General features: G+C 62.8%; 15 protein-coding genes. 10 read left to right on the top strand and 5 right to left on the bottom strand.

The genetic code is table 11. The features are described from left to right. Positions 1-216: 216 nt before the first annotated feature. The 3 genes from putA to C6V82_RS08175 all read left to right on the top strand — a co-directional run bounded on the left by putA (position 217) and on the right by C6V82_RS08175 (position 8,103). Positions 217-3,882 carry a bifunctional proline dehydrogenase/L-glutamate gamma-semialdehyde dehydrogenase PutA gene (gene putA, locus C6V82_RS08185; protein WP_102586724.1) on the top strand — a complete coding sequence of 1,222 codons (3,666 nt, stop codon included), beginning with the start codon at positions 217-219 and terminating at the stop codon, positions 3,880-3,882. A 445-nt stretch (positions 3,883-4,327) separates the two neighbouring features. Next, a complete protein-coding gene (locus C6V82_RS08180) occupies positions 4,328-6,070 on the top strand; it encodes a methyl-accepting chemotaxis protein (RefSeq protein ID WP_102586725.1) in 1,743 nt (580 codons plus the stop codon). A gap of 296 nt (positions 6,071-6,366) precedes the next feature. Beyond that, positions 6,367-8,103, top strand: a complete 1,737-nt coding sequence (locus tag C6V82_RS08175) for a PilZ domain-containing protein (RefSeq protein ID WP_102586726.1) — start codon at positions 6,367-6,369, stop codon at positions 8,101-8,103. Between the two features lie 217 nt (positions 8,104-8,320). On the opposite strand, the gene C6V82_RS08165 is transcribed toward C6V82_RS08175, so the two are convergent. Continuing rightward, a complete protein-coding gene (locus C6V82_RS08165; protein ID WP_180978207.1) occupies positions 8,321-9,958 on the bottom strand; it encodes a methyl-accepting chemotaxis protein in 1,638 nt (545 codons plus the stop codon). A 219-nt stretch (positions 9,959-10,177) separates the two neighbouring features. On the opposite strand from C6V82_RS08165, the gene C6V82_RS08160 reads away from it, so the two are divergent. After that, the gene (locus C6V82_RS08160) at positions 10,178-11,191 is read left to right on the top strand and encodes an aldo/keto reductase (protein WP_102586728.1); all 1,014 of its coding nucleotides are present in this window, start codon (positions 10,178-10,180) and stop codon (positions 11,189-11,191) included. Positions 11,192-11,249: 58 nt separating this feature from the next. On the opposite strand, the gene C6V82_RS08155 is transcribed toward C6V82_RS08160, so the two are convergent. Continuing rightward, on the bottom strand, positions 11,250-13,955 hold the full coding sequence (locus tag C6V82_RS08155) for an EAL domain-containing protein (protein WP_102586729.1): 2,706 nt from the start codon (positions 13,953-13,955) through the stop codon (positions 11,250-11,252). 524 nt (positions 13,956-14,479) lie between these two features. Here C6V82_RS08155 and C6V82_RS08150 point away from each other — a divergent pair. The 5 genes from C6V82_RS08150 to C6V82_RS08130 all read left to right on the top strand — a co-directional run bounded on the left by C6V82_RS08150 (position 14,480) and on the right by C6V82_RS08130 (position 21,106). After that, a complete protein-coding gene (locus tag C6V82_RS08150) occupies positions 14,480-15,658 on the top strand; it encodes an alcohol dehydrogenase catalytic domain-containing protein (RefSeq protein WP_229843134.1) in 1,179 nt (392 codons plus the stop codon). Positions 15,659-15,720: 62 nt separating this feature from the next. Continuing rightward, positions 15,721-16,785 carry a proline racemase family protein gene (locus C6V82_RS08145; protein WP_102586730.1) on the top strand — a complete coding sequence of 355 codons (1,065 nt, stop codon included), beginning with the start codon at positions 15,721-15,723 and terminating at the stop codon, positions 16,783-16,785. A 163-nt stretch (positions 16,786-16,948) separates the two neighbouring features. After that, the gene (ahpC, locus tag C6V82_RS08140) at positions 16,949-17,512 is read left to right on the top strand and encodes an alkyl hydroperoxide reductase subunit C (protein WP_102586731.1); all 564 of its coding nucleotides are present in this window, start codon (positions 16,949-16,951) and stop codon (positions 17,510-17,512) included. Positions 17,513-17,639: 127 nt separating this feature from the next. Then, positions 17,640-19,196: an alkyl hydroperoxide reductase subunit F gene (gene ahpF, locus C6V82_RS08135; RefSeq protein WP_102586732.1), complete on the top strand. Its 1,557-nt coding sequence runs from the start codon at positions 17,640-17,642 to the stop codon at positions 19,194-19,196. Between the two features lie 203 nt (positions 19,197-19,399). Then, complete coding sequence (locus tag C6V82_RS08130; protein ID WP_102586733.1) at positions 19,400-21,106, top strand: EAL domain-containing protein; 1,707 nt, start codon at positions 19,400-19,402, stop codon at positions 21,104-21,106. 195 nt (positions 21,107-21,301) lie between these two features. On the opposite strand, the gene C6V82_RS08125 is transcribed toward C6V82_RS08130, so the two are convergent. From C6V82_RS08125 to flgA, 3 genes are all read right to left on the bottom strand, one after another. After that, entirely contained in the window at positions 21,302-21,751 is a 450-nt protein-coding gene (locus tag C6V82_RS08125; RefSeq protein ID WP_102586734.1) for a flagella synthesis protein FlgN, read from the bottom strand. Next, on the bottom strand, positions 21,748-22,035 hold the full coding sequence (gene flgM, locus C6V82_RS08120) for a flagellar biosynthesis anti-sigma factor FlgM (protein ID WP_102586735.1): 288 nt from the start codon (positions 22,033-22,035) through the stop codon (positions 21,748-21,750). The genes C6V82_RS08125 and flgM overlap by 4 nt, the downstream gene beginning before the upstream one ends. Positions 22,036-22,115: 80 nt before the next feature. Continuing rightward, complete coding sequence (gene flgA / locus C6V82_RS08115) at positions 22,116-22,844, bottom strand: flagellar basal body P-ring formation chaperone FlgA (RefSeq protein ID WP_229843133.1); 729 nt, start codon at positions 22,842-22,844, stop codon at positions 22,116-22,118. 173 nt (positions 22,845-23,017) lie between these two features. Here flgA and flgB point away from each other — a divergent pair, with 173 nt between their 5' ends. After that, positions 23,018-23,428, top strand: coding sequence for a flagellar basal body rod protein FlgB (gene flgB / locus C6V82_RS08110; RefSeq protein WP_102586736.1), 411 nt, complete (start codon positions 23,018-23,020; stop codon positions 23,426-23,428). Positions 23,429-23,431: the final 3 nt, after the last annotated feature.

Genomic DNA, 23,431 nt, shown 5'->3' with positions numbered 1-23,431 from the left:
GGCGAGCGCCGGGGCATGGCGCTTTTAGGCAGGCAGGTCGGAATCTTTGCCACCAGGTGGCATGCTACTCGTCCGTCAACCGGCAATATCGTCTTCGGGTCGTTGAGCACAACCCGCGTCTGAACGCCTAAGCTTGAGGATGTCTCATCGATGAGAACGACAACATCCGAGCCGATGCATCGACGCCTTGTGTCGGGTAGCCAGGAGAGATCGACCATGAATGAAGCCAACCATTTCCCGCATGACGCCTTGAGCGAGAGTCGAGCCCGTATCCGCGCCAACTATGCGGCCGACGAGGCAGCGGTGCTGCATGGGCTGGTCGGACGGATCAAGCTGTCGGAGGATGACCGCCGCAAGGTGGCCGATGTCGGCGCCAAGTATGTGGAACGCGTGCGCAAGGAGACCTCGCCCTCGATGATGGAGGCGTTCCTCGCCGAATATGGCCTCTCGACCGCCGAGGGGGTCGGCCTGATGTGCCTTGCCGAGGCGCTGCTGCGCGTGCCCGACGCGGAAACCATCGACGATCTGATCCACGACAAGATCGAGCCCTCGGATTGGGGCTCGCACCTCGGCAAGTCGTCGTCGTCGATGGTCAATGCCTCGACCTGGGCCCTGATGCTGACCGGCAAGGTGCTGGATGACGACCCCAAGGGCCCGGTACGCGCGCTGCGCGGCCTGGTGCGCCGAATGGGCGAGCCGGTAGTGCGTACCGCGGTCGGCCAGTCCATGAGGATCCTCGGGCGCCAGTTCGTGCTCGGCCAGACCATCGAGGAGGGCATGAAGAATGCCCGCGAGCTCGAGAAGCAGGGCTATACCTACTCCTACGACATGCTGGGCGAGGCGGCGCGTACCGACGAAGACGCCTTGCGTTATCACGAGGCCTACGCCAAGGCGATCACCGCCATTGCCAAGCAGGCCAAGGGCGACGTGCGCGGCAGCCCCGGCATCTCGGTGAAGCTCTCGGCGCTGCATCCGCGCTATGAATACACCCACCGTGAGACGGTGATGGAGACCCTCGTGCCCCGCGCCCAGGAACTGGTGCGGCAGGCGGCCAAGGCCAATATCGGCTTCAATATCGACGCCGAGGAGCAGGACCGGCTGGATCTGTCTCTGGACGTGATCGAGGCGCTGCTCTCCGACCCCAGCCTCGATGGCTGGGACGGCTTCGGGATCGTGGTTCAGGCCTACGGGCGGCGCGCCGGGCCGGTGATCGAAGCGCTCTACGAGATGTCCGAGCGCTACGACCGCAAGATCATGGTGCGGCTGGTCAAGGGCGCCTACTGGGACACCGAGATCAAGTTGTCGCAGGAAATGGGCGTCGAGACCTTCCCGGTCTTCACCCGCAAGGTCAACACCGATGTCAGCTACATGGCCTGCGCCCAAATGCTGCTCGATAGGCGTGACCGCATCTATCCCCAGTTCGCGACCCACAATGCCCATACCTGCGCCGCTGTCGTCGCCATGGCGGGCGACGACAAGGACAGCTACGAGTTCCAGCGCCTGCATGGCATGGGCGAATCGCTGCACCACATCGTCAAGCAGTCGGAGGGTACGCATTGCCGCATCTATGCCCCGGTCGGCGCGCACCGTGACCTGTTGGCCTACCTGGTACGCCGTCTGCTGGAGAATGGCGCGAACTCCTCGTTCGTGAACCAGGTGGTGGACGACTCGATTCCCCCGAGCGAAGTCTCGAAGGACCCGGTGGCCGGGATGCAGCGCCTGGGCGACGCCATCTCAAGCCCGTTGATTCGCCAGCCCGGCGAGCTGTTCGCCCCCGAACGCAAGAACTCGCGTGGCTATCGGATCAACGAACCCGCCTCGATTCTGCCGCTGCTGGCGGCACGCGAAAGATTCGCCGACACCACCTGGACCGCCGGGCCCATGCTGGCGGGAAGCCCGGCCCCCAAGGGGCCTGCGCGCGATGCCCTGTCGCCCGCCGATACCTCGCGGGTGGTCGGCCAGGTGCATGAGGCGACACCGGACGAGGTAACGGCGGCGCTGGACGCCGCCGAGGGCGGCTATCAGGAGTGGTCGGCGCAGCCGGCGGCGAAGCGGGCCGAGGTGCTGCGCCGCATCGCCGACCTCTACGAGGAGCACATCGCCGAGCTGACCGTGATCACCACGCGCGAGGCCGGCAAGATGATGTTTGACGGCATCGCCGAAGTGCGCGAGGCGGTGGATTTCCTGCGCTACTACGCCAACGAGTGCGAGCGGCTGGAGGCGGAAGAGCCCGGCAGCGCCCGCGGCATCTTCGTCTGCATCAGCCCGTGGAACTTTCCCCTCGCTATCTTCACCGGCCAGCTCGCGGCGGCCCTGGCGGCCGGTAACGCGGTACTCGCCAAGCCTGCCGAGCAGACACCGCTGATCGCCGCGCGTGCCGTCGAGCTGATGCGCGAGGCCGGCCTGCCCGAGGCGGCACTGCAGTTGCTGCCCGGGGACGGGCCCACGGTGGGCGGACCGCTGACCAGCGATCCGCGAATCGCCGGCGTCTGTTTCACCGGTTCGACCGAAGTGGCGCAGATTATCCACAAGGCTTTGGCGCAGAACGCGGGGCCTGATGCGGTGTTGATCGCCGAGACCGGCGGGCTGAACGCCATGATCGTGGACTCCACGGCACTGACCGAACAAGCGGTCCGCGATATCCTGATCTCGTCGTTCCAGTCGGCCGGCCAGCGCTGCTCGGCGCTGAGAATGCTCTATGTGCAGGAAGAGGCGCGCGAGCGTCTGCTGACCATGCTCGATGGCGCGATGGACGCGCTCACCATCGGCGATCCCTGGAACACTGATACCGACGTTTCGCCGGTGATCGATGCCGAGGCCAAGGCCGACATCGGCGCCTATGTAGAGGCGCAGGAGAAGGCCGGCAAGGTACTCAAAAAGCTGCCCGCGCCGGAAGTGGGTACCTTCGTTACCCCGGCGGTGGTCGAGGTCGGGGGAATCGAGGATCTCGAACGCGAGATCTTCGGGCCCGTTCTGCACGTGGCCACCTTCAAGGCGCGCGATATCGACAAGGTGGTCGACGACATCAACGACAGGGGCTATGGCCTGACCTTCGGCCTGCATACCCGTATCGATGACCGCGTGCAGCAGATCGTCGAGCGTGTTCACGTCGGCAACATCTACGTCAACCGCAATCAGATCGGCGCCATCGTCGGCTCCCAACCCTTCGGGGGCGAGGGCCTCTCGGGCACCGGGCCCAAGGCGGGTGGCCCCCACTACGTCAATCGCTTCCGCCGCACCGCCGCCATGGAAATCCACGAGGCACCGACGGGCAGTGCCGTGTCCCTCGGTGATCTGCAGTCGGCCCTCGATGGGCTGGATGCGCGCAACTGGTCGGCGCGCACCAATCGGGTCGAGGTGCTGCGCAAGGCACTCTCCGGTCAACGCGGTGTCGTCCGCAAGGCGCTCGCCGAGACCGCGGCACTGGACATGACACCACAGACGCTGCCGGGGCCGACGGGGGAGAGCAACCGGTTGGCGTTGTATCCAAAAGGCCCGGTACTGTGCCTTGGGCCAACGCTGGACATCGCTATTGCCCAGGCCGTGCAGGCACTCGGGGCGGGCAGTCCTGCGGTGCTTGCAGCCCCTGGTGCGTCGCAAGCCGTGCAGCCGCTGATCGATGCCGGGGCGCCTGTCGCTGCGCTCGACGGTAGCGTCGCGGCCGATACCTTGACCGCGATCAGGGGGATCGATGCCGTGGCCGCCGCTGGCGCCAGCGACTGGACCCGCGAGCTGCGTATCGCACTGGCCAAGCGCGAAGGTGCCATCGTGTCGCTCGAGACCCAGGTCATCTCGCCGGAGCGCTATGTGGTGGAACGCCATCTGTGCATCGATACCACCGCCGCGGGCGGCAATGCCAGCCTGCTGGCAACGGCCGAGTAGCGTCGACGGCTCTGCCACTTGCATTCAGGCCGGATGAATCGGCCATTCGCATGAAGCCCCCGACAGTTGGACAGGCGTCCAACTGTCGGGGGTGTTGGTAGTGCCGGATCACAGGTTGCATGACGTCTGTGTTCTTGCCTTGAGCCATGTCGTGAGGCTACCACCTTGAACTCCAGTTCCAGGTGATTTGGATCAAGCCCCCTCCGCCATACAGGCGGAGCGGGTTCGAAAGTTTGCGCTGTTATACACCTTTAGGCGGGATGTGCAACCACATCGGCACAGTTTATTCAAGCGTATGGAAGAGGACCCCGAGTCGCGACCTGCTCTTCGATTTCGCTTTCTAGTTAAAGAACTATAAAGAAAAGCCGATACCTACTGTTCCAGGGGAGGTCAGCGTCATTATGAAGTGATCATCTCAAGTTCTATATATATAAAAGAGGATGGCATGAGAAACATCACATTGAAGGCACTCCTGACCATTCTGTTGCTGATCATGGTTGGTATGACGGCGATCATCGGCGCGGTGTCTATCCGTGGTCAGCTTGCCCTCGAAAGCGACATCAACGAATTGGCGGAGATCAGCGTCGATCAGGCCAACACCGCCAATCGCATGGAATCAAACCTCCTGGAGATGCGACTCCGCATGGCGCGCTATGCAGAGTTCTCACGGCGCGGCGACGATGAGATGGCCGCGACGGCTCTCGACCAGACGCAAGAGAGTCTCAGGCGCACCAGAAGCTGGTTTGAGGAGTTTCAGGGAATCGATATCACGTCCTCTCAGCGTCGCTACCCCTACTTTGAAGCCGTGGTGGAGGGCTTCGAAGCGATGATTACACCAGAGCTGGTTGACGCCATTGAAAGTGATGATGTCGCCGAGGTGCAACAGGAAAACCAGCGGCTAACCGCTCTAGGCCCAGCCTTCTCCGAAAGCGTGCGCGCGTTTGCGGGTTACGCCGAGCAGCGCGCCGATGAGATGAAGGTAGACGCCAACAACAGCGTGCAGCAGTCCATCATGGTGACGGCGGCTCTTCTGCTGGTGATCGCCTTGTTGACCCTACTGGCCTATGTCGGCGTGCAGAAGCTGCTGGTGGCGCCACTCAGGCGCGCCGGCAAGATATGTACACAGATCGCCAAGGGGGATCTCACCAACCAGATCGAGATTCGTGGACGGAACGAGATCAGCGCCCTGAACCAGGCGTTGCAGGGGATGCAAGCCCGTCTGATCGACATCATTGGCTTGCTGCGTCAGAGCGGTAATCAAGTGGCACACAGTTCGCGAGAGATAGCGGCTGGCAGCGAGGACCTGGCAAGCCGTACCGAAGAACAGGCCTCCGCTCTGCAGGAAACGGCGACCAGCATGGAGGAGATGAACTCCACCGTGCGCCAGACCAGTGAGTCCGCCACGTCGGCCAGCCAGCTCAGCGAAGAGACGGTCGACAAGGCCAGCGATTCCCGCGAAGCCGTTATCCGCACCTCGCAACTGATGGAAACCATGGAAGCCAGTTCTCGTCGGGTACAGGACATCATCGGCACCATCGAAGACATTGCCTTCCAGACCAATCTGCTGGCCTTGAATGCGTCGGTTGAGGCCGCCAGAGCCGGTGAGCATGGCCGGGGCTTCGCGGTGGTGGCAGACGAGGTACGCAAGCTGGCGGCAAAATCCACGGATTCCTCCAAGGAAATCCGCACCATTATCGAGGAGATCACCCAGAATATTGCCGCCGGCGCCGAGCAATCAGGCCAGACGCGCGAGGAAATGGAAGCCACCATGCAGTCGATCCAGCAGGTCTCGGCGATGATGCAGGAGATCCTGAATGCCGTGCAGGAGCAGGAAAGCGGCATCAGCCAGGTAACGACCGCTGTCAATCAGATGGACAGTGCTACCCAGCAGAACGTCTCTCTGGTCGAGCAGACCAGCACCGCCGCCGCCTCGCTGGAAGACGAGGCCGTTCGCCTGGCGGATCTGGTAGGCACTTTCCAGCTCCGTGAAGCGGGCGGGTCACCGGTGCGCCCGCTCCCCTCCGGCAAGGCGAAGGAAACGCCTGCCAGCGATGGTCAAGCGCTCTTGGGGGCCACACCTCAGGAGAGTCGGCAGCCACGCAAGGCCACAGGCAACTCGAACGCCAATGGGGAACATCATAAGTACGAAAGACCTCGGCATGAGGTGGAGGAGTGGGAGTCCTTCTGAGGCACCCAACGCTGTGTGAGCAGGGACGCCGCAATGGCGTCCTTGCTGGTGGAAGCATCCGGCAGCCTGACAGACAGAAGGCGCGGTCCAATCGATTCGACGTTTTCCCGCCCCCGATGCTTTCGGTGACACCGTCGGCCCAATACGCAGCAGGCCAATGCGGATTGCAATTAGGCATTATCTATCGAATCGATTGCTCTGCTAAATAAAGCGTATATAGTGTGCATGTAAAAGAAAGGATATATGTTGTTGATATAATTTAATTAAAATCCATATCCCATGCGCAGGTGTCGCAGATGGCCCACCCGGCTCAATACGAAAATCCCTCGGCTGGCGTGATCCGTTCACTGCTTCAGCATGCCCATGAGCTGTCCGTCTACGCCAAGGATATGCCCTTCGCCTTGAAGGCGGAGGTGGTGGAGCTGGACCTGAGTACCGGATACCTGGTGCTGGAAGTGGAGTACGCCGGGCCGGATATCGAGCGGTACCTGGCCAGCGGCGGTCTGAGCTTCGACCTCGAGGCCCTGAAGGGACCGCAATCCATCGAGCGCGAGACCTACACTCTCAGTAACATTCCCGCCAAGCTGCTGAAGACCGATAGCACGCTGTATCGGCTGGAGTGCCAGCTCCCGGAGTCGGTCTTCGTCCAGGAAACCCGGGGCGCGGTCCGCATTCCCTTTATTCTCGGCATGCAGGCCCGCGTCGGTCTCGAAGTCTACCTGCATGAGCTCAGCATACCGGGCAGACTGCGCAACCTGTCGGTGGGTGGCTGCCTGGCCGACATCGACCTCGCGGAGAGCATCGCGATCAGCGTTGATCAGGACGTCCCAGGCGTGACGCTGGAGTTTCCCAACGGCGAGAGCTTCTTTGCGCAGGGCAAGATCCGCCATGTCCGCCCCTTCGGTAACCATGGCTATGCGGCGGTCGGTATTCAGTTCATCAATCTGTCGACCTCCCAGACAGAAGCGCTGTTTCGGTACGTGAATGAGGCGGAGCGAGAGGCCGCCTACCGTACCGGGGCCAACGACAAGCTGACGTATCATTCCCCCCTGTTCATACCAGGCGCCAAGGAGAAGAAGATTCTGCAGCGAGAGGCCCAGGACCGGGAGAAGCGCGCTCGGCAATCGCCGATGGAACGCGGTGTGATGGACGTGGCGCATCAGCTCCAGGTGGGGTTGATGTACATGAAGACCCGCAATCTGTTCCCTGGCGAGTTCTTCTACGATTGCGTCGACACCTTGCTCTATCTGGTGGAACGGGACCGCAAGGCCCTGTTGTATGCTCTGGTATTCCTGCGCGACGAGCCGGACTGGGTCAGGCATGCTGTCCAGGTCGCCAGCCAGTTGGCTGATTTCATGCTGAGCCGTGATCCCCATGACTCCCAGGTGCGCGAGGCCGTGCTGGGTGGGCTGCTGCACACCATGGGCAAGCCACTGCTGGTCAGTGCGGCGTTGCCGTCACTCAAGGTGAACATGAGTCCGTCACAGAAGGCGATTCTCAGAGGCCATGTCGGTGCGCTATGCGAAAAGCTGCATCAACTGGGCTGGGAGCCAAGCCCCACCTGCCGCGATGTCATCGAGAATGCCAACGAACGCCTGGATGGTTCCGGCTACCCAACGGGTAAGCGGAGCGGGCAGCTCACCGAGCTGATTCGGCTGGTGGCTGTCATCAAGGCGATCAACAAGCTGATGCATGCGCGCAACGGCGTGCCACCTCGTTCACCTCTCGATGCCTATCGCCGCATCCATGAGGCGGACATCGCCTATGACAAGACGGTACTGGTCGAGTATATCCAAGTGTACGGCCTCTATCCGATCGGTAGTCTGGCCAAGTTCTCGGGTGGGTTTCTTGCCTGGGTGATGGACATCGACGGCAAGGGAATGCCCATCCAGGTCCATCTCGTCAAAAACCTTCGCTTTCCTGATACCAATATCAGCAATGTGATCACCAAGACGGATTTCTCGCAGATCGGTAAGCTCGAAGATATCGTCAATCCGTCGGACTACGGTGTGAAGGTCATCAAGGTAGCTTAGTCACTCGTCAGCTTCACCAGCGACTCAAGATTGCACGCCAGTATCCGGTTGGGAGGAGCTCCCTTGCGGTCGGTGGTGGCAGCGTCGGGCGGGGGCACGCTATGGGTCAGCTGCATCGCCAGGATGGAAAGCGACACGGCCAGCATGACCGCAGGGCAGCGGGCCACTGCCCCCGGCGTGAACGCTTGATTCCGACGCTGGACAAGGACCTGCTACCTCAGAAGGCTTCCCATTCGGGTTCTTCGTTGCGTGCTTTGTGCTGGCTTTTGGATACGCTATCACGCTGCGTGGTGGGTTGGGGCAGGGCAAACGTATCCGCTTGCGCCGCGTGCTGGCCCCCGCTGAGCTTGAATGCGCTGACGAGTTGCGTGAGTTGAGTGGCTTCCTCTTTCAAGGAGGAGGACGAGCGGCTGGTCTGGGAGACCAGCGTGACGTTTTGCTGGGTGGCGGAATCCATCTGCGTGACCGCCGTGCCGACCTGCTGGATACCGGCTTCTTGCTCACGCACCGCAAGCGATATCTCGTTCATCAAGCCTGACACCTGGCGGATTGCCTCCACCGTTTCCTGGATGCCTTCGCCGCTGCGTCCCGCCTGTTCGGCACCGCTGGCGATTCGCTGGGAAATCTCCTCGATCATCAGGCGGATCTCCTTGGAGGAATCAGCCGTTCGGCTGGCCAGATTACGGACTTCGCTTGCCACGACCGCAAACCCCTTGCCGTGGTCTCCGGCCCTGGCGGCTTCCACCGAGGCGTTGAGGGCCAGAATGTTGGTCTGGAAGGCGATCGAATCGATGACCTCGATGATTTCGCCAACCTTGCGTGAACTGACCTCCAGCTCGCGCATCAGCTCGACCGTCAGGTTGACGTCACGCGTGCTGACGTCAGCCTTCTCGGCCGCCAGGCTTGAAAGCGAGTCGGCGTTGCTTGCCGACTCGCTGTTCTGTCTGACGATCGATGACATCTCCTCCATGCTGGAGGCGGTTTCCTGCAGGGCGGACGCTTGCTGTTCGGTCCGTGACGCCAGCTCTTCACTGCCGGCGGCGATCTCGCCGGCCGCGCGGTTGACATTGAACGCCCCGCTTCTGACGGCCTGGAAGCTGTTGTCCATGCGCGCGATGAATGCATCGAATTCGCGCGCCAACTCGCCGATCTCGTCGCGACGCTGGCTATTGATCCTTGCGGTCAAGTCCCCTTCACCCTTGGTGATATCGCGAATTCGGCCACTGACCTGGGTGAGCGCACGAGACATCAGTTTCGGTCCGATCAGGGCGATGGCAAGCGTGGCGAGAAGCACCAGCACGGTGAAGGCAATGACCCAGCGTTGTTGCGCGGCAACTTCCGAAAGCGTTTGTTGTTCCAGTGCCAGGCCTCGTGCGTCGGCACTTTCCCCGGCAGTGTTATAGAGCTCTCGCAAGGCGTTGAACGTGGTCAGTGATTCGCTCCCCAACTGCGATGCCGCGGATGCCGTGTCACCGTCTGCATGCAACTCGAAGACGGTTTGCGAGGCTTGCTGCCACTCGGTGAAGCGTTGTTCGAAGTCTCCAAGTCCCTGTGAGACAAGCGGATAGGCTTCGAGTAATGACAGGAAGTCATGCATCCGATCATAGGCCTGCTGGGCATTCTCACGGTAATCGTCATATTGGGCCTGAGCGGCCTGGCTGCCGGCTTGTGTGCGAAGCACCTCGAGTTCGGCGGCACGCGCCTGGTAGAGGTCGCGATCCGCATTGAGTACCGCAGACACTGCCGGGTTGAAGGAACTACTGAAAGCGACCATGCGTTCTCGTATGGACTGAACCAGCAGGGTATCCACGATCACCACGCTCAATAGCGAGAGGGCGATGAGAAGAAATGCCATCGTATATTTCACGCTTATCTTATGTAGTTGGTTCATCATTGCCTCACCTTCCTGACATGCACTTGCGGCCTTTGGGTACGCATCATCTGACCGTGGGTATTCAGACACCACTTGTCATGACTATCGACCCGGCAAGCGGAAACTGAAGCGATGGCGTCTTGCAGTCAGCGGTAAACGCTCGGCATGATGGCATGACACCATCACGATAAGAGGACACCCATGTCGACGTTACTGGCTCGCTTGAAGCACGTGGCTTCACCCCCGATTGGCCTGGGCTGCATGAATCTCTCGCATGGGTACGGCGCCCGAGTACCCGAAGCCGAGGCGCTGCGGGCGCTCGATGCCGCTTTCGACATGGGCTACCGCCACTTCGATACCGCCACGTTGTACGGTGCCACGGCCAATGAGCAGCTGGTGGGGCGCGCCTTGCGCGGCAAGCGCGATGAGGTGTTTCTGGCGAGCAAGTGCGGCATGGCCATGGACCCGGAGAGTGGCCAGCGGGTGATCGATGGCCGCCCGGCGACCATCCGGCAGCAGTGCGAGGCGAGCCTTTCACGGCTGAACACCGATCACCTGGATCTCTATTACCTGCACCGCCTGGATCGCCAGGTACCGATCGAGGAGAGCGTCGGGGCGCTGGCAAGGCTGGTGGATGAGGGCAAGATTCATGCCCTTGGGCTTTCCGAAGTCTCCGCCACGACCCTACGCCGTGCCCGGTCTGAATATCCAGTGGCGGCAGTGCAGTCCGAATACTCGCTGTGGACGCGCAATCCCGAAATCGCGCTGATCGAGGCGTGCCGCGAGGCGGACACGACGCTGGTGGCATTCAGCCCCCTGGGGCGGGGCTTTCTGGCCGGTGCGGTTGCGGACCCGGCCACTCTGGAAGAGGGCGACATTCGCCGTGGTATGCCGCGCTTTTCGGCCGAGAACTTTCCCCACAACCTGGCGTTGCTAGAGGAGCTCAAGGCCCTTGCCCGCTCCCTGGATTGTAACTCCGGGCAGCTGGCACTGGCCTGGCTGCTGGCACAGGGCGATGACATCGTGCCGATACCCGGCAGCCGATCCATCGACCACATGCGTGAAAACCTGGCGGCGCAGTCGCTCAGGCTTTCGCCTTCGACGTTGACTCGGTTGAACGCCATGATGCAGCCAGGCCAGGTGGCGGGAGCGCGCTATGGTGCGGCACAACAGGGGGACATCGATACCGAGGCGTTTACCAGCGAAGGGGGCTGAGGGGGCAGGTGCCTGTGTGCCGGTGCCTGTGCATAGTGCGCAGCAATGGCAATGGTCGTCACGGCTCATCGGCGGGCTGCATGGATTCCCGCCAGGCAGCGCTGAATTCCTCGGCCGGCAGCGGGTAGCCGAACAGGTAGCCTTGCGCCTGGTGACATCCCATCTGGTCCAGCATGGCGGCCTGCTCGAGCGTTTCCACGCCCTCGGCCACGGTTTTCATGCCAAGGGTCTTGGCCATGGCGATGATGGTCTGGACGATGGCCCGATCGTGGTGGCTTTCGAGCATCTCGCGCACGAACGAAATATCGATCTTCAAGGTATCCACATCGAACTGGCGTAAATAGGAGAGTGACGAGTAACCGGTGCCGAAGTCATCGATCGACAGCGCGTAGCCGGCATCGCGCAGGGCGCGGGTGATCCCCACCGCCTGCTCCGGGTCGCGCATGAAGTCGCTTTCGGTGAGCTCCAGGGCAATGCTCGAGGCGGGAACATCGCAGGCAAGGCTGGCGATATGGTCGGCCAGCCGCGGGTCGGTGAACTGTTGCGCTGAAATATTGATCGAGAGGCGCCCGGGCAACACGCGCCCGGCCCGGCGCCATTCGGTCATCTGGCGAGCCGCCTCCCGCAGTACCCAGTCACCCAGTCGTCGCATCAGGCCGCGCTCCTCGGCCAGCGGTATGAACTCGCCCGGACTGACCCAGCCCCACTCGGGGTCGTGCCAGCGACACAGTGCTTCGGCGCCGGTCAACTGGCCGCTCGCCAGGTCGACCTGGGGCTGGTAGTAAAGCATCAGCGCACCCTGGTCGAGCGCCTGGTTCAGACGTTCGGTCATCTGCTGGCGGCGTTGCAGCGCCTGGGTCATCGATTCATTGAACGGGCAGACTCCCGCATCCTGTTGCTTGGCGTGATAGAGGGCGATACTGGCCGCCTTGAACAGCTCACCCGCCGTCACGGCATCGCCCGGATATAGCGCCGAGCCGATACTGACCTCAAGCGAAAAATGGCGATGCCCAAGCGTGATGGGCCGCGAAATTGCCTCGCTCATGCGCGCAAGGCATCCTTGCAGGGTCGCCTCGTCGGCCTTCGGCACCAGGACGGTGAACTCGTCACCGGAGAGCCGTGCCAAGACTTCCTCGGTGCCGATGGCGCGTTGCAACCGTCCGGCCACGGTGGCCAGCAACTGGTCCCCGACCTGATGGCCGTGGATATCGTTGATTTCCTTGAAGCGCCGAATGTCGAGCAGCAACAACGCCAACGGGCGCTGTTGCTTCTCGGCTTTCTGTCGCAGCCGGGTGAGGTCTTCCATGAAGCGGACCCGGTTGGGTAGCCCGGTGGTGCCATCGGTGTAGGCGAGCTGGTGCATGCGGCGGTGATCGCGTCGGCGCTCCAGTTCGGCGGCCGCACCGGTAGAAAGGATTCGCAGCACGGAGGTGGCGAAAGAATTAGCGTCGAGGGGACGGTGGTAAAGCACCATGATCACCCCGATCGGCTCCCCCCGGGCGTTATCCAGACGACGGCCGATCCAGGCGGACGCATGCAGCGAAGTGCCGGGCAGGTGCAAGCCGCTGCCGTTCTGGACGATAGTCTCGACCTCTTCGATGACTCGTTCGCAAGGCGTGCCGGCCATCGCGAAGGTGACGCTGTCGAGTCGCTTGGTGTCGGATATTCCGCTGATCATGCTCATGGTGGAGGCCGGGCGATCGCCCCGGGAATGTTCATCCAAGGGGCCGTTGTCATCGAGCAGGGCGATGAAGCCGGCATCCGCTTCGAGAATCTGGATCAAGCTTGCCAGCAGTTGGTGAAAATAGTCATCGCCGAGGCGGGTGGTCACCGTGGAGGCGATTCGCACCACGGCATCCTGCACTCGCTGCGCCTCATGCTGCTCGGTGATATCGGTGATGAAGCCTTCCAGGTGAAGCACATTACCCTGCGCGTCGAACATCGCCTGGCCCTGCTCCCACATCCAGCGCGTGCCGTCATGGGCATGCATCAGCCGGTAGATGACTCGAAAGGGTTCGCGGGCGTTGATCGCGGCCTGGACGTCAGCGAATACGCGGTCGCGGTCGGCGGGGTGGATCAGGTTGGCGTAGCAGGCCGAGTGGCTGCCGACCAGTGCCTCGGCCGGATAGCCCGTCAGTTCCTTGGCTCCCTGGCTGACAATCAGCATGGTCCATTCGGGGTCGTTCAGGCAGCGATAGGCCATCCCCGGCAGGTGGTTGAGCAGGGTATCGAGCCGCCGTTCGCTTTCCCTGGCCGCAAGCTCACTTGCCTGCAGGGCGACCTCGGCCTGCCTGCGGCCCAGCTCCGCGCTGGCCTGGGTGGCCGCGATACGCAGAATTTCTTCCTCGAGGCCGGCGGGCCGCATCGGCGAATTCTTCAGCACCGCCATCAGGCCCATGGTGGAACCATCCACCGCCTGCAGTGGCAAGCCGAGATAGCTTTGCGCGCCTAGCGCTTCCAGCAGGTGATCGTCGGGAAAGCGTCCCTGAACATCGCGCTCGATCAGGCAGGCCTGATACCCGACCACGGATTCACAGGGAGTGCCCTCCAGCGGGTAGCTGATATTGGGGGACAGCTGATTGTCCGACCACACGGCAAGGGTGCTGGCGGTGCCATTTTCCACCGCTGCGATCAGCACATGATCGACATCCAGGATACGCGCCAGCTGTTCCACGAGGGAGTCGAAGAATCCCGCTGAACCGCTCGTGCCGAGCCCTTCGGCCAGCTTTCGAAAGGCGTCCTCAGCACCGATCCTTGCCTGCATGGTCGTGCTTCCTCATTGCCAACATCGTGTTCTTATACCTGTTCTTTTAACGAAGATGACAGGTCGAGAATAAATGGTAAATCATTGCGTTACTTTGTTGGCGTCCACTCGATCGTCTCGCGCTCGGCGATGGTTGGCCAATCGGCATTGAATGAACGGTGGTGGAAACCGTCATGGCGCCATGTCCACGTGGCGACGGTTAGGGAAACACTGCACAAATGCCTGCGCGAGCGAATCGCTGCGTTGCGCGGTGCGCGGAATCCTCACATATACCCCATATGCTCCGGTTCCTGTGCTCCGTGCGCCTTGCGCTTCATCTCGCTCGTCGATTTGTTCAGTGCTTCCTTAGCCGGGGCGTGCAGGAAAAACGCCAAGCGAGCATGGGAAAAACAAAAAATAAAATGCCCGGAAACAGGGGCTTGGGCACTCGGGGGCGAGGGGGGAAGTCTGCTATCGTCTGGGATTGAACACACCCCCTGGTCGGCGCTGGCGCTGTTGCCAGGATTGCCGAGAGGAGGCAGTAGATGGCTGGCCAATCCCCCGCAGCACCCCTTCACGCCACATCCGTTCCCGCCACCATGTCAGCCATGCTGCTGACCGGGCATGGTGGAGTCGAAAAGCTGGTTTATCGAGATGACGTGCCGACCCCGCGCCCCGAGGCCGGCCAGGTGCTTGTCCAGGTGACCGCCACTGCCAAGAACAACACCGACCGCAAGGCGCGCGAAGGGCTCTACCCGACCAAGGACAAGGGCGAGGTGACCTCGTTCGCCATGGGCGGCGAGCCGACCCTGACCTTTCCGCGTATTCAGGGCGCCGATGTCGCCGGGCGCGTGGTCGCCGTGGGCGAGGGCGTCGATGCCGCACGAATCGGCGAGCGGGGGCTGCTCGATTTCAACCTCTACGCCGATGCGCGCCGCGACATCAACCTGACCCCTGACTACTACGGCCACGGTGCCGATGGCGGTTTCGCCGAGTATGTCGCGGTGCCATCGGAGCAGTTCCATCAGGTGCCGAATCCCGAGCTTGCCGACGCCGAACTCGCCGCCATGGGCATGTGCTCCTACCAGACCGCTTACCACATGATGACCTCGGCGGGGGTCAAGGCCGGGGAGCGGGTGCTGGTCACCGGCGCCAGTGGCGGGGTCGGCACGGCGTTGATCCAGTTGTGCCGGGTGGTGGGTGCCACCCCCTACGCCGTCAGCCAGCTCGACAAGGCCGATGCCCTGTTGGCGCTGGGCGCCGAGGCGGTGATCGACCGCGGCGACCTGCCAACCTTCGTCGAGCGTGTGCTCGACGCCACGGGTGGCAAGCCCATCGATGCGGTGATGGACCTGGTCGGCGGCGAGATGACCGACCGCTTCATCGACACCATGATCGTCGACATGGCGTCGCGCCAAAGCTACCCGCGGCTCTCCATTGCCGGCGCCAGTGGCGGCAACCTCAGCGAGATCATGTGGACGCGCGTCTATCTCTACCAGGTGCAGATCTTCGGGGTCTCCCACGGCACACGCGAGGAAGCGGAGCAGCTCGTCGCGTGGATACGCGGCGGCCAGCTCAAGCCGGTACTGCATGCCGCGTTCAAGCTCTCCGAGCTGCATGAGGCGGAGCGCTACTTCGTCAACCGCGGCAGCAACTTCCTCGGCAAGATCGTCATCGTGCCGGATGCCCAGTGGGACACCCATGGCGCGCCGTTTGCCCTGTGAAACACATGTTCTCGGAACACATGCCTTCCAGAACACATGCCCTCGCTTCGGAGCACCCTCTCATGAGTCAGTCGCCCATTCCCTATCGGCCGACCATTCGCCTGATGGATACCCACGCCGGTGGTGATGTCAGCCGCATCGTCATCGGTGGCATCTCGCCGCTACCCGGCGACACCGTGCGCGCGCAGATGGAGTACCTGCGCGACGACGCGGACGGCCTGCGCAAGTTGCTACTGTTCGAGCCCCACGGCATCCCGGAGATGTCGATAGACCTGATCGTGCCGGCCACCGACCCTGCGGCGGCGGCCGGCTATATCATCATGGAAGTGATGGGTTACCCGATCTATTCCGGCTCCAATACCATCTGTACCGCCACGGCGGTACTCGAGGCCGGCATCGTGCCGAAGCGCGAGGGTATCCAGCATTTCACGCTGGAAGCCCCGGCGGGACTGGTGAAGATCGAGGCGCGGGTCGAGAACGGCGTGGTGGAGGGCATCACCTGCGAGGGGTTACCGAGCTACATCGACACCCATCGTGCCACGATCCATGTGCCGACGATCGGTGATGTCACCTACTCGGTGGCCTACAGCGGCGGCTTCTATGCGCTGGTGGACGCCACCGAGCTGGGGTTCTCGTTGACCCTCGATGAAGAGCGCGCGCTGGCCGCGTGCGCCCACAAGATCGTCGAGGCGATTCAGGCCGAGCGCGGCTTTTCGCACTACACCCTGGGCGATGTTGGGCCACTGCCGTTCCTGCATTTCATGGGGCCCGTGGAGCAGGTGGCCGATGACTTCTATCGCTCGCGTTCCACCACCTATGTGCACCCCGGGGTGATCTGCCGCAGCACCACCGGCACCGGCACCTCGGCGCGTCTGGCGCTGATGAACCTCGAGGGGCGAATCAACCCCGGCGACCGCCTGGAGACCATCTCGCTGCGCGAGACCGGCTTCATCGGCAAGTTCACCGGCACCCGCCAGGAAGGCCCCCACCAGGTGGTGGAGAACACCATCACCGGCAAGAGCTACGTGCTTGCGCATTCCGATATCGTGGTCAACTGCGATGACCCGATGGTCGAGTGCGCCGGGCTGCTCCCTGTTCTCTCCCAGCGTCGCGTTGATCAAGGCTGACGACTGAGGGCTTCCCCGGTCGGTTAGGGGCGCGTCATGGCTTCCATAGGGTTGAATTATCAGCCTCATGGCACCATTCAATTTACGCTATCGGGCGCCATGGACTACCATGCGCTCCGTATTGTCCCAGCCATTCAACGAAAGTCGTAAGGAGCATCACCGAATGTCCCTGATCAACACCGAAGTCAAGCCGTTCAAAGCCACTGCCTACCTCAACGGTGAGTTCATCGACGTCACCGAAGAAAGCCTGAAGGGCCAGTGGAATATCTTCTTCTTCTATCCGGCCGACTTCACCTTCGTCTGCCCGACCGAGCTGGGTGATCTGGCGGACAACTACGAGGAATTCAAGAAGCTGGGCGTCGAGATCTACAGTGTCTCCACCGATACCCACTTCACCCACAAGGCCTGGCATGACAGCTCCGAGACCATCGGCAAGCTGCAGTACCCGATGCTGGCCGACCCGACCCTGCAGATCTCGCGCAACTTCGGCGTGCTGATCGAAGAGGCTGGCCTGGCCGAGCGCGGTACCTTCGTGGTCGACCCCGACGGCAAGATCCAGATCGTCGAGATCAACGCCGGCAACATCGGCCGCAACGCCGAAGAGCTGCTGCGCAAGGTCAAGGCCGCCCAGTACGTGCGTGCCAACCCCAACGAAGTGTGTCCGGCCAAGTGGAAGGAAGGCGAGGAGACGCTCGCACCTTCACTGGATCTAGTCGGCAAGATCTAAGATAAGGTCCCAACCCCGGGCATTCCTGCCCGGGGCTTTCTTTCTGTATCACGCCCTCCTGGCGATGCCGCATGGCAATCGCGCGGTGCCCGTGATCCTGAAACCGAACATGAAGGAACCCGCTGTCATGTTGGACGACACTCTGAAAAGCCAGCTCAACGCCTACCTGCAGAAGGTCACCCAGCCGTTCGAGATCGTCGCGTCCCTCGATGACGGCGCCAAGTCGCAGGAATTGCATCGGTTGCTGACCGAGATCGCCGGCCTGTGCGACAAGATCACCCTGCGCACCGACGGCCAGGATGCCCGTACGCCGTCGTTCGCACTCAACCGCCCCGATGAGGACACCGGCCTGGCCTTCGCCGGTATCCCCATGGGCCACGAGTTCACCTCGCTGGTGCTGGCCCTGCTGCAGGTGGGCGGCCATCCGCCGAAGACCAGCGACGAGGTGCTCGAGCAGATTCGTGGCCTCGAAGGCGAGCTGCATTTCGAGACCTACTATTCGCTGTCGTGCCAGAACTGCCCGGATGTCGTGCAGGCGCTGAACCTGATGGCGCTGTTCAACCCGAATGTGCGCCACGTGGCCATCGACGGCGCACTGTTCCAGGACGAGGTCGAGCAGCGCCAGGTGATGTCGGTACCCAGCATCTACCTGAATGGCGAGCCCTTCGACCAGGGCCGCATGAGCCTCGAGCAGATTCTGGCCAAGGTGGATACCGGTGCGGCAAGGCGTGAAGCCGCCAAGCTCAACGACAAGTCGGCCTTTGACGTGCTGGTGGTCGGCGGTGGCCCGGCCGGAGCCGCGGCGGCGGTGTATGCCGCGCGCAAGGGCATTCGCACCGGCGTTGCCGCCGAGCGGTTCGGCGGCCAGGTGCTGGACACCATGGCCATCGAAAACTTCATCTCGGTACCCGAGACAGAAGGGCCCAAGCTGGCTGCGGCGCTCGAGGAGCACGTCAAGCAGTACGACGTCGATATCATGAACCTGCAGCGGGCCGTCAAGCTGAAGCCGGCCACAGCCCCAGGCGCTGAGCACCAGGTCGAGTTCGAGTCCGGCGCCACCCTCAAGAGCCGCACCCTGGTGCTGGCCACCGGCGCGCGCTGGCGCGAGATGGGCGTGCCGGGCGAAGCGGAGTACCGCAACAAGGGCGTAGCCTACTGCCCGCACTGCGATGGCCCACTGTTCAAGGGCAAGCGTGTCGCGGTGATCGGCGGCGGCAACTCCGGGGTCGAGGCGGCCATCGACTTGGCCGGCCTGGTGGCCGAGGTCACCTTGATCGAGTTCATGGACGAGTTGCGCGCCGATGCGGTGCTGCAGAAGAAGCTCGCCAGCCTGACCAATGTCACGGTCATCAAGGGCGCCCGCACCACCGAGGTCAATGGCGACGGTACCCGCGTCAATGGGCTGACCTACGAGGAACGGGCCAGCGGCGAGGTGCGCTGGGTCGACCTGGAAGGCGTCTTCGTGCAGATTGGCCTGGTACCCAACACCGAGTGGCTCGAGGGCTCGCCGGTCGAGCTGTCGGAGCGTGGCGAGATCATCACCGATGCACGCGGCATGACCTCGATACCCGGTATCTTCGCCGCCGGTGATGTCACCACGGTGCCTTACAAGCAGATCGTCATTGCCATGGGCGAGGGCTCCAAGGCGGCGCTTGGCGCCTTCGATCACCTGATTCGCTCATGACCGGCGGCTGAGCTCACCGCAAGCCTCCTACATCACCTTGCTAGCCATATAACCCCCGCGGGCGCGAGCCTGCGGGGGTTATATGGTGTGGGGGAGTATATTGTCAGGGAGCGTGCAAAAAGCACACGATGTGTGTCAAGTTCCTCTTAGGGTGGCCGACATTACCTTGACTTGCCAATGGCCAGCTGGCCCAGGAGAACACCATGGCTGTTGACGCTTCCGGCCCACCCAAGGGAACCGCTTCTTCAGGGAGTGCCAGCGCCCCGGCGACGCACCCCTCAGTATGGGCGGCGATGGCCTTCGAGTTCGCCCCGGTGGGACTTGCGGTAGTCGACGAAAATGGCTGCTTCGAGGTGGCCAACCGGCGATTCTGCCAGCTCAGCGGCCTGGTGGCCGAGTCACTGCGTGGAAGCAAGGTCTGTGATCATCTGCCGGTCAGGGAACTGATCGACGAGGAGGTGGATGACATACCGCCGGTGGAGTGGCAGGAGCTGGAAATAGCCGATGGCGCTTGCTCGCTGCTCATGACGGTGAGTTCGCTGCGCCAGCCAGAAGCCCGCCTGCTGACCCTGTTGGCGCGTGATGAAGAGCATGCCTTGATGGCCGGACAGGATGCGCTGACTGGCCTTGCCAATGCCTGGCTGTTCCATGACCGGCTCTATCATGCCGCGGAGCGCGCCGACCGCCTCGGCCAGCAACTGGCTCTGCTGTTGATCGAACTGGATGACATCGAGGCCTTGCGCAAGCGGCTCGGGCCGGCGGCGATCTGGAGCCTGTTGCATCAGGTGTCACGACGTATCGACCATACCTTTCGTGGCGAGGACAGCCTGGCGCGGCTCGACCAGGCCAGGTGGGGGGTGCTGATCGAGCACCCGGTGACCGCGGAGAGCCTGCAGTCGGCTGCACTGCGCTTCCAGGAGGCCATGGACGCCCCCTTCGATGCTGGCAGCCGCCCACAATTGCTGACCACCTCCATCGGCATCGCCCGTTATCCCGTGGATAGCGACCAGCATGATGCGTTGTTGGGGCTTGCCGAGGCGGCACTCGCCAACGCGCGCAAGGCGGGCCCCGCCAACCATGCCTTCCATGACACCCGTCTGCGGCGGCAAATCGAGGAGCAGGCGAGCTTCCGCCTGCAGCTGCATGAGGCGTTGATGGCACCCAGCCAGCATTTTCGCGTCGTCTACCAGCCACAGCTCGACCCGGCAACGCTTCGCTGCATGGGATTCGAGGCGCTTGTCAGGTGGCAGCATCCCCGTCGAGGGCTGCTTCACCCCCGCGATTTTCTGCCCGTGGCGGCCGAGATGGGGCAACTGATTCGGCTCGACCGCTGGGTACTGGAGCAGGTGATCAAGCTGCACCAGCACTGGAGGGCAACGGGTGACCGTCTGGCCTTGCTCGGGGTGTCGGTGAATCTCGCGGCGCCAACCCTCGAGCAGGATGTCTTCGATGGCAGGCCGCTGGATCATTTCCTGCGCCAGCAGGGCGTAGAGCTCGGTTGGCTGGCGCTGGAAATCGAGGTGCAGAGTCTGCTGCGCGTCGGTGAATCCCAAGGGCACCTGCTCAAGCGCTTGGTACAACTCGATGTCAGCCTGGTGGTGGATGAGTTGGGGGTGACGCCGCTCGATCTCTACCAGCTCGCCACCCTGCCGGTGACGCGAGCCAAGATCAGCCGCGAACTGGTCAGCCGGCTGGGGCGCAAGCGGCCCGCCGACCTGACCCTGGAGGCGCTGGCCAGAAGCTTTGAGATCATCGGGCTTGCCGCGACCGTAGTGGGGGTCGAGACCGAGTCGCAGTTGAAGGCAGTGCGCAAGCAGGGGTTCGACCGCTTCCAGGGCAACCTGGTATCCCCGCCCATGGACGGCGATGTCGTGTCGGCCTGGTGTGCCGCCCGTAGCGAGGATAACTGAAGAGACAATCCCTCAGGGCATGGGCCTCAAGGCATGGGGCCTGAAGGAATGCGGTCAGATGGAATGAGGTCAGATGGAATGAGGTCAGATGGGCCGGGCTTGATAGAACGGAACGGATAGAACGGAACGGACAGAACGGAACGGATGGTAAGGAGAGGATGGAAAGGAGACTGAAGGGGTGGCCGTTGCGGGCGGTCAGGCCGAGGCGTTGAGTCGCCCTGGCTGGCGGCCAGCGCGGCCGCTTGGGTCGTAGAGGGTCTTTTCCGCGACCTGTGAAATGAAATCGAGCATGCGCTGGTTGTGGGTCAGGCGAACGTCCAGCATCTGGCCGGCGAGCTCGTTGAGCCGGGCGGTGCGTTCGGTGGCGTCGAGACAGGCCTCCCACGCCGCAAGGCAGCCCGCATCCATGGCCGCGGCACGTGCACCCTGGTGGCCGGCCGGGTAGCCCAGCCGCTGCTGTACCTGGCGGCGCAGACTTTCCATGCGCTCGAGCTCTTCCAGCAGCGACTGCTTTTCCCCGGCCACTGCCGAGAGGCGCTGGCCATCGATCTGGCCAGCGGTCAGCACCTCAAGCTCCGCCTCGAGCAATGTGGCAAGGGCGGCCAGGCGTTCGCTCTGGTCACCAAGCAGTCTCGCCAGGCTCATTCGCCGTCTTTCCTCAGCATTTCCCTTACATTGTCGATCAGGCCATCGGCGATACGCTCGGCGTGGATCTCTAGGCGACCTTCACGAATCGCTTCGCGAATTTCCGCGACTCGCGCGGTATCGATGTCCTGGCCTGTATCGCTCGCTCGCTGGCTCAGATGCGTCATCGCCGCTGGGCCAGCATCCTTGCCCGCGGGCTGGTCAGCGCCCTGGGCCTTGCGAGCGTCGTCACGCTGCTGTGTCTGACCGGGGCGGATCAGCGGGTTCTGGTTGTCAATCTTCAAGATGTTTGCCTCATGGCCGGTGCGCTTGTCCGGAGTATCGGCCAGCGTAGGGATAACTTTAGCAAATCGGCAGCGCTGATTCAGAAGTCCACGGCGAGCCTCGCCTCGCCGACGACCGTCGCGGTGACCAGTTGGCGATTGGCGAATCGCACCCTGACCCGCTCGCCCTGGCCTCCCGGCTCCAGGGCCTCGCCTTCACGTGTCACTTGAAAGCTCGACCCACGGGCTTCGACCGTGACCGTCTGGCCGCGTTCCACCAGTGCCCTGGCAGCAAGTTGATGTTCCTCCAGGGTCGAGCCAGCTGCCAGCGGGCGTTGCGCCACCTGGCCGATGATTCGCTGCGAATCCACGACGGCCTGGCGGGGAAGGCGTGCGAGGTCGCCGTGGCGGGTCTCGAGCATCCCGGCGTCGATCACGCTGCCCGCGGCGATGTCACGCGCCGCCACGGGGTAGCCTCCGATGATGCCGATCTCGGCCTGAAGGTAGCGCACCTGTCGGCCATCCGACCCGCAGCGCACACCCACCGATATCCGCCCGACAAGTGGTTGGCCGGCACGCGGCAGGAAAGGCTCGGGGTGTTCGCAATCGGGCAGCCGCGCGGAAGGCGGGCGGACCTCGATGACCACCTCGTCACCCAGGCCGCTGGCCTGTTCATACAGGAACGCATGCACTTCGTCGATCAAGGTGTCATCGGCGGCGACGGGCGCGATGGCCAGCGGCATTGTCAGCACAGCCACCATGGTCAGCACGGCCACCATGGCGCAACGCCGGACGCGATGAATGAAAGTGGCTGGCGGGCTGGCGGTCATCGGGTACTCGCTCGGAACAGGGTCGCCGGACCATTCTAGCCAGCCTTCTCTGGGCGAAAGAGTCGAAATGAGCCATGAAAGCGGGGCTGTTCGTGCCTTTGGGCTGACGCAAGGCTGGCTATTCTTCATCGTCAACAAATGCCATCCAACACGTGCCATCCAGGGAGCGCGGAATGATCGACCAGCTCGGTGCCGCCTTAGATTTTCACCAGCAGGCGCTGTCGCTTCGACAGCAGCGCCACAAGGTGCTGGCCAGCAATATCGCCAATGCCGACACGCCGAACTACAAGGCGCGCGACATGGATTTTGCCAGTGAGCTGCAAAAGGCCGTGTCGACGAGTTCCTCGAAGGGACTGGCGCTGTCGCGCTCCTCCGAGCGGCATATTGCCGGGCAGGGGCTTTCCAGTGCGCTCGATCATGGCCTCAAGTATCGCGTGCCGGACCAGCCGAGCCTCGATGGCAATACCGTGGACATGGATCGCGAACGTACGGCCTTTGCCGACAATTCGGTGCGCTACCAGGCGGCGCTGACCATCATCAATAGCCGCATTCAGGGCCTCAAGTCGGCGATGCAGTCCGAATGACCC

Source organism: Halomonas urumqiensis, from assembly GCF_003028575.1.
Classification (GTDB): domain Bacteria; phylum Pseudomonadota; class Gammaproteobacteria; order Pseudomonadales; family Halomonadaceae; genus Halomonas; species Halomonas urumqiensis.
Note: the sequence above shows the minus strand (reverse complement) of the source record. Positions and strands in the feature narration are given on the sequence as shown.

Bases quoted from the DNA above. Each gene is read 5' to 3' on its own strand.
- putA (WP_102586724.1), top strand. From the start codon at position 217: ATGAATGAAGCCAACCATTTCCCGCATGACGCCTTGAGCGAGAGTCGA.
- C6V82_RS08180 (WP_102586725.1), top strand. From the start codon at position 4,328: ATGAGAAACATCACATTGAAGGCACTCCTGACCATTCTGTTGCTGATC.
- C6V82_RS08175 (WP_102586726.1), top strand. From the start codon at position 6,367: ATGGCCCACCCGGCTCAATACGAAAATCCCTCGGCTGGCGTGATCCGT.
- C6V82_RS08165 (WP_180978207.1), bottom strand. From the start codon at position 9,958: ATGGCATTTCTTCTCATCGCCCTCTCGCTATTGAGCGTGGTGATCGTG.
- C6V82_RS08160 (WP_102586728.1), top strand. From the start codon at position 10,178: ATGTCGACGTTACTGGCTCGCTTGAAGCACGTGGCTTCACCCCCGATT.
- C6V82_RS08155 (WP_102586729.1), bottom strand. From the start codon at position 13,955: ATGCAGGCAAGGATCGGTGCTGAGGACGCCTTTCGAAAGCTGGCCGAA.
- C6V82_RS08150 (WP_229843134.1), top strand. From the start codon at position 14,480: ATGGCTGGCCAATCCCCCGCAGCACCCCTTCACGCCACATCCGTTCCC.
- C6V82_RS08145 (WP_102586730.1), top strand. From the start codon at position 15,721: ATGAGTCAGTCGCCCATTCCCTATCGGCCGACCATTCGCCTGATGGAT.
- ahpC (WP_102586731.1), top strand. From the start codon at position 16,949: ATGTCCCTGATCAACACCGAAGTCAAGCCGTTCAAAGCCACTGCCTAC.
- ahpF (WP_102586732.1), top strand. From the start codon at position 17,640: ATGTTGGACGACACTCTGAAAAGCCAGCTCAACGCCTACCTGCAGAAG.
- C6V82_RS08130 (WP_102586733.1), top strand. From the start codon at position 19,400: ATGGCTGTTGACGCTTCCGGCCCACCCAAGGGAACCGCTTCTTCAGGG.
- C6V82_RS08125 (WP_102586734.1), bottom strand. From the start codon at position 21,751: ATGAGCCTGGCGAGACTGCTTGGTGACCAGAGCGAACGCCTGGCCGCC.
- flgA (WP_229843133.1), bottom strand. From the start codon at position 22,844: ATGACCGCCAGCCCGCCAGCCACTTTCATTCATCGCGTCCGGCGTTGC.
- flgB (WP_102586736.1), top strand. From the start codon at position 23,018: ATGATCGACCAGCTCGGTGCCGCCTTAGATTTTCACCAGCAGGCGCTG.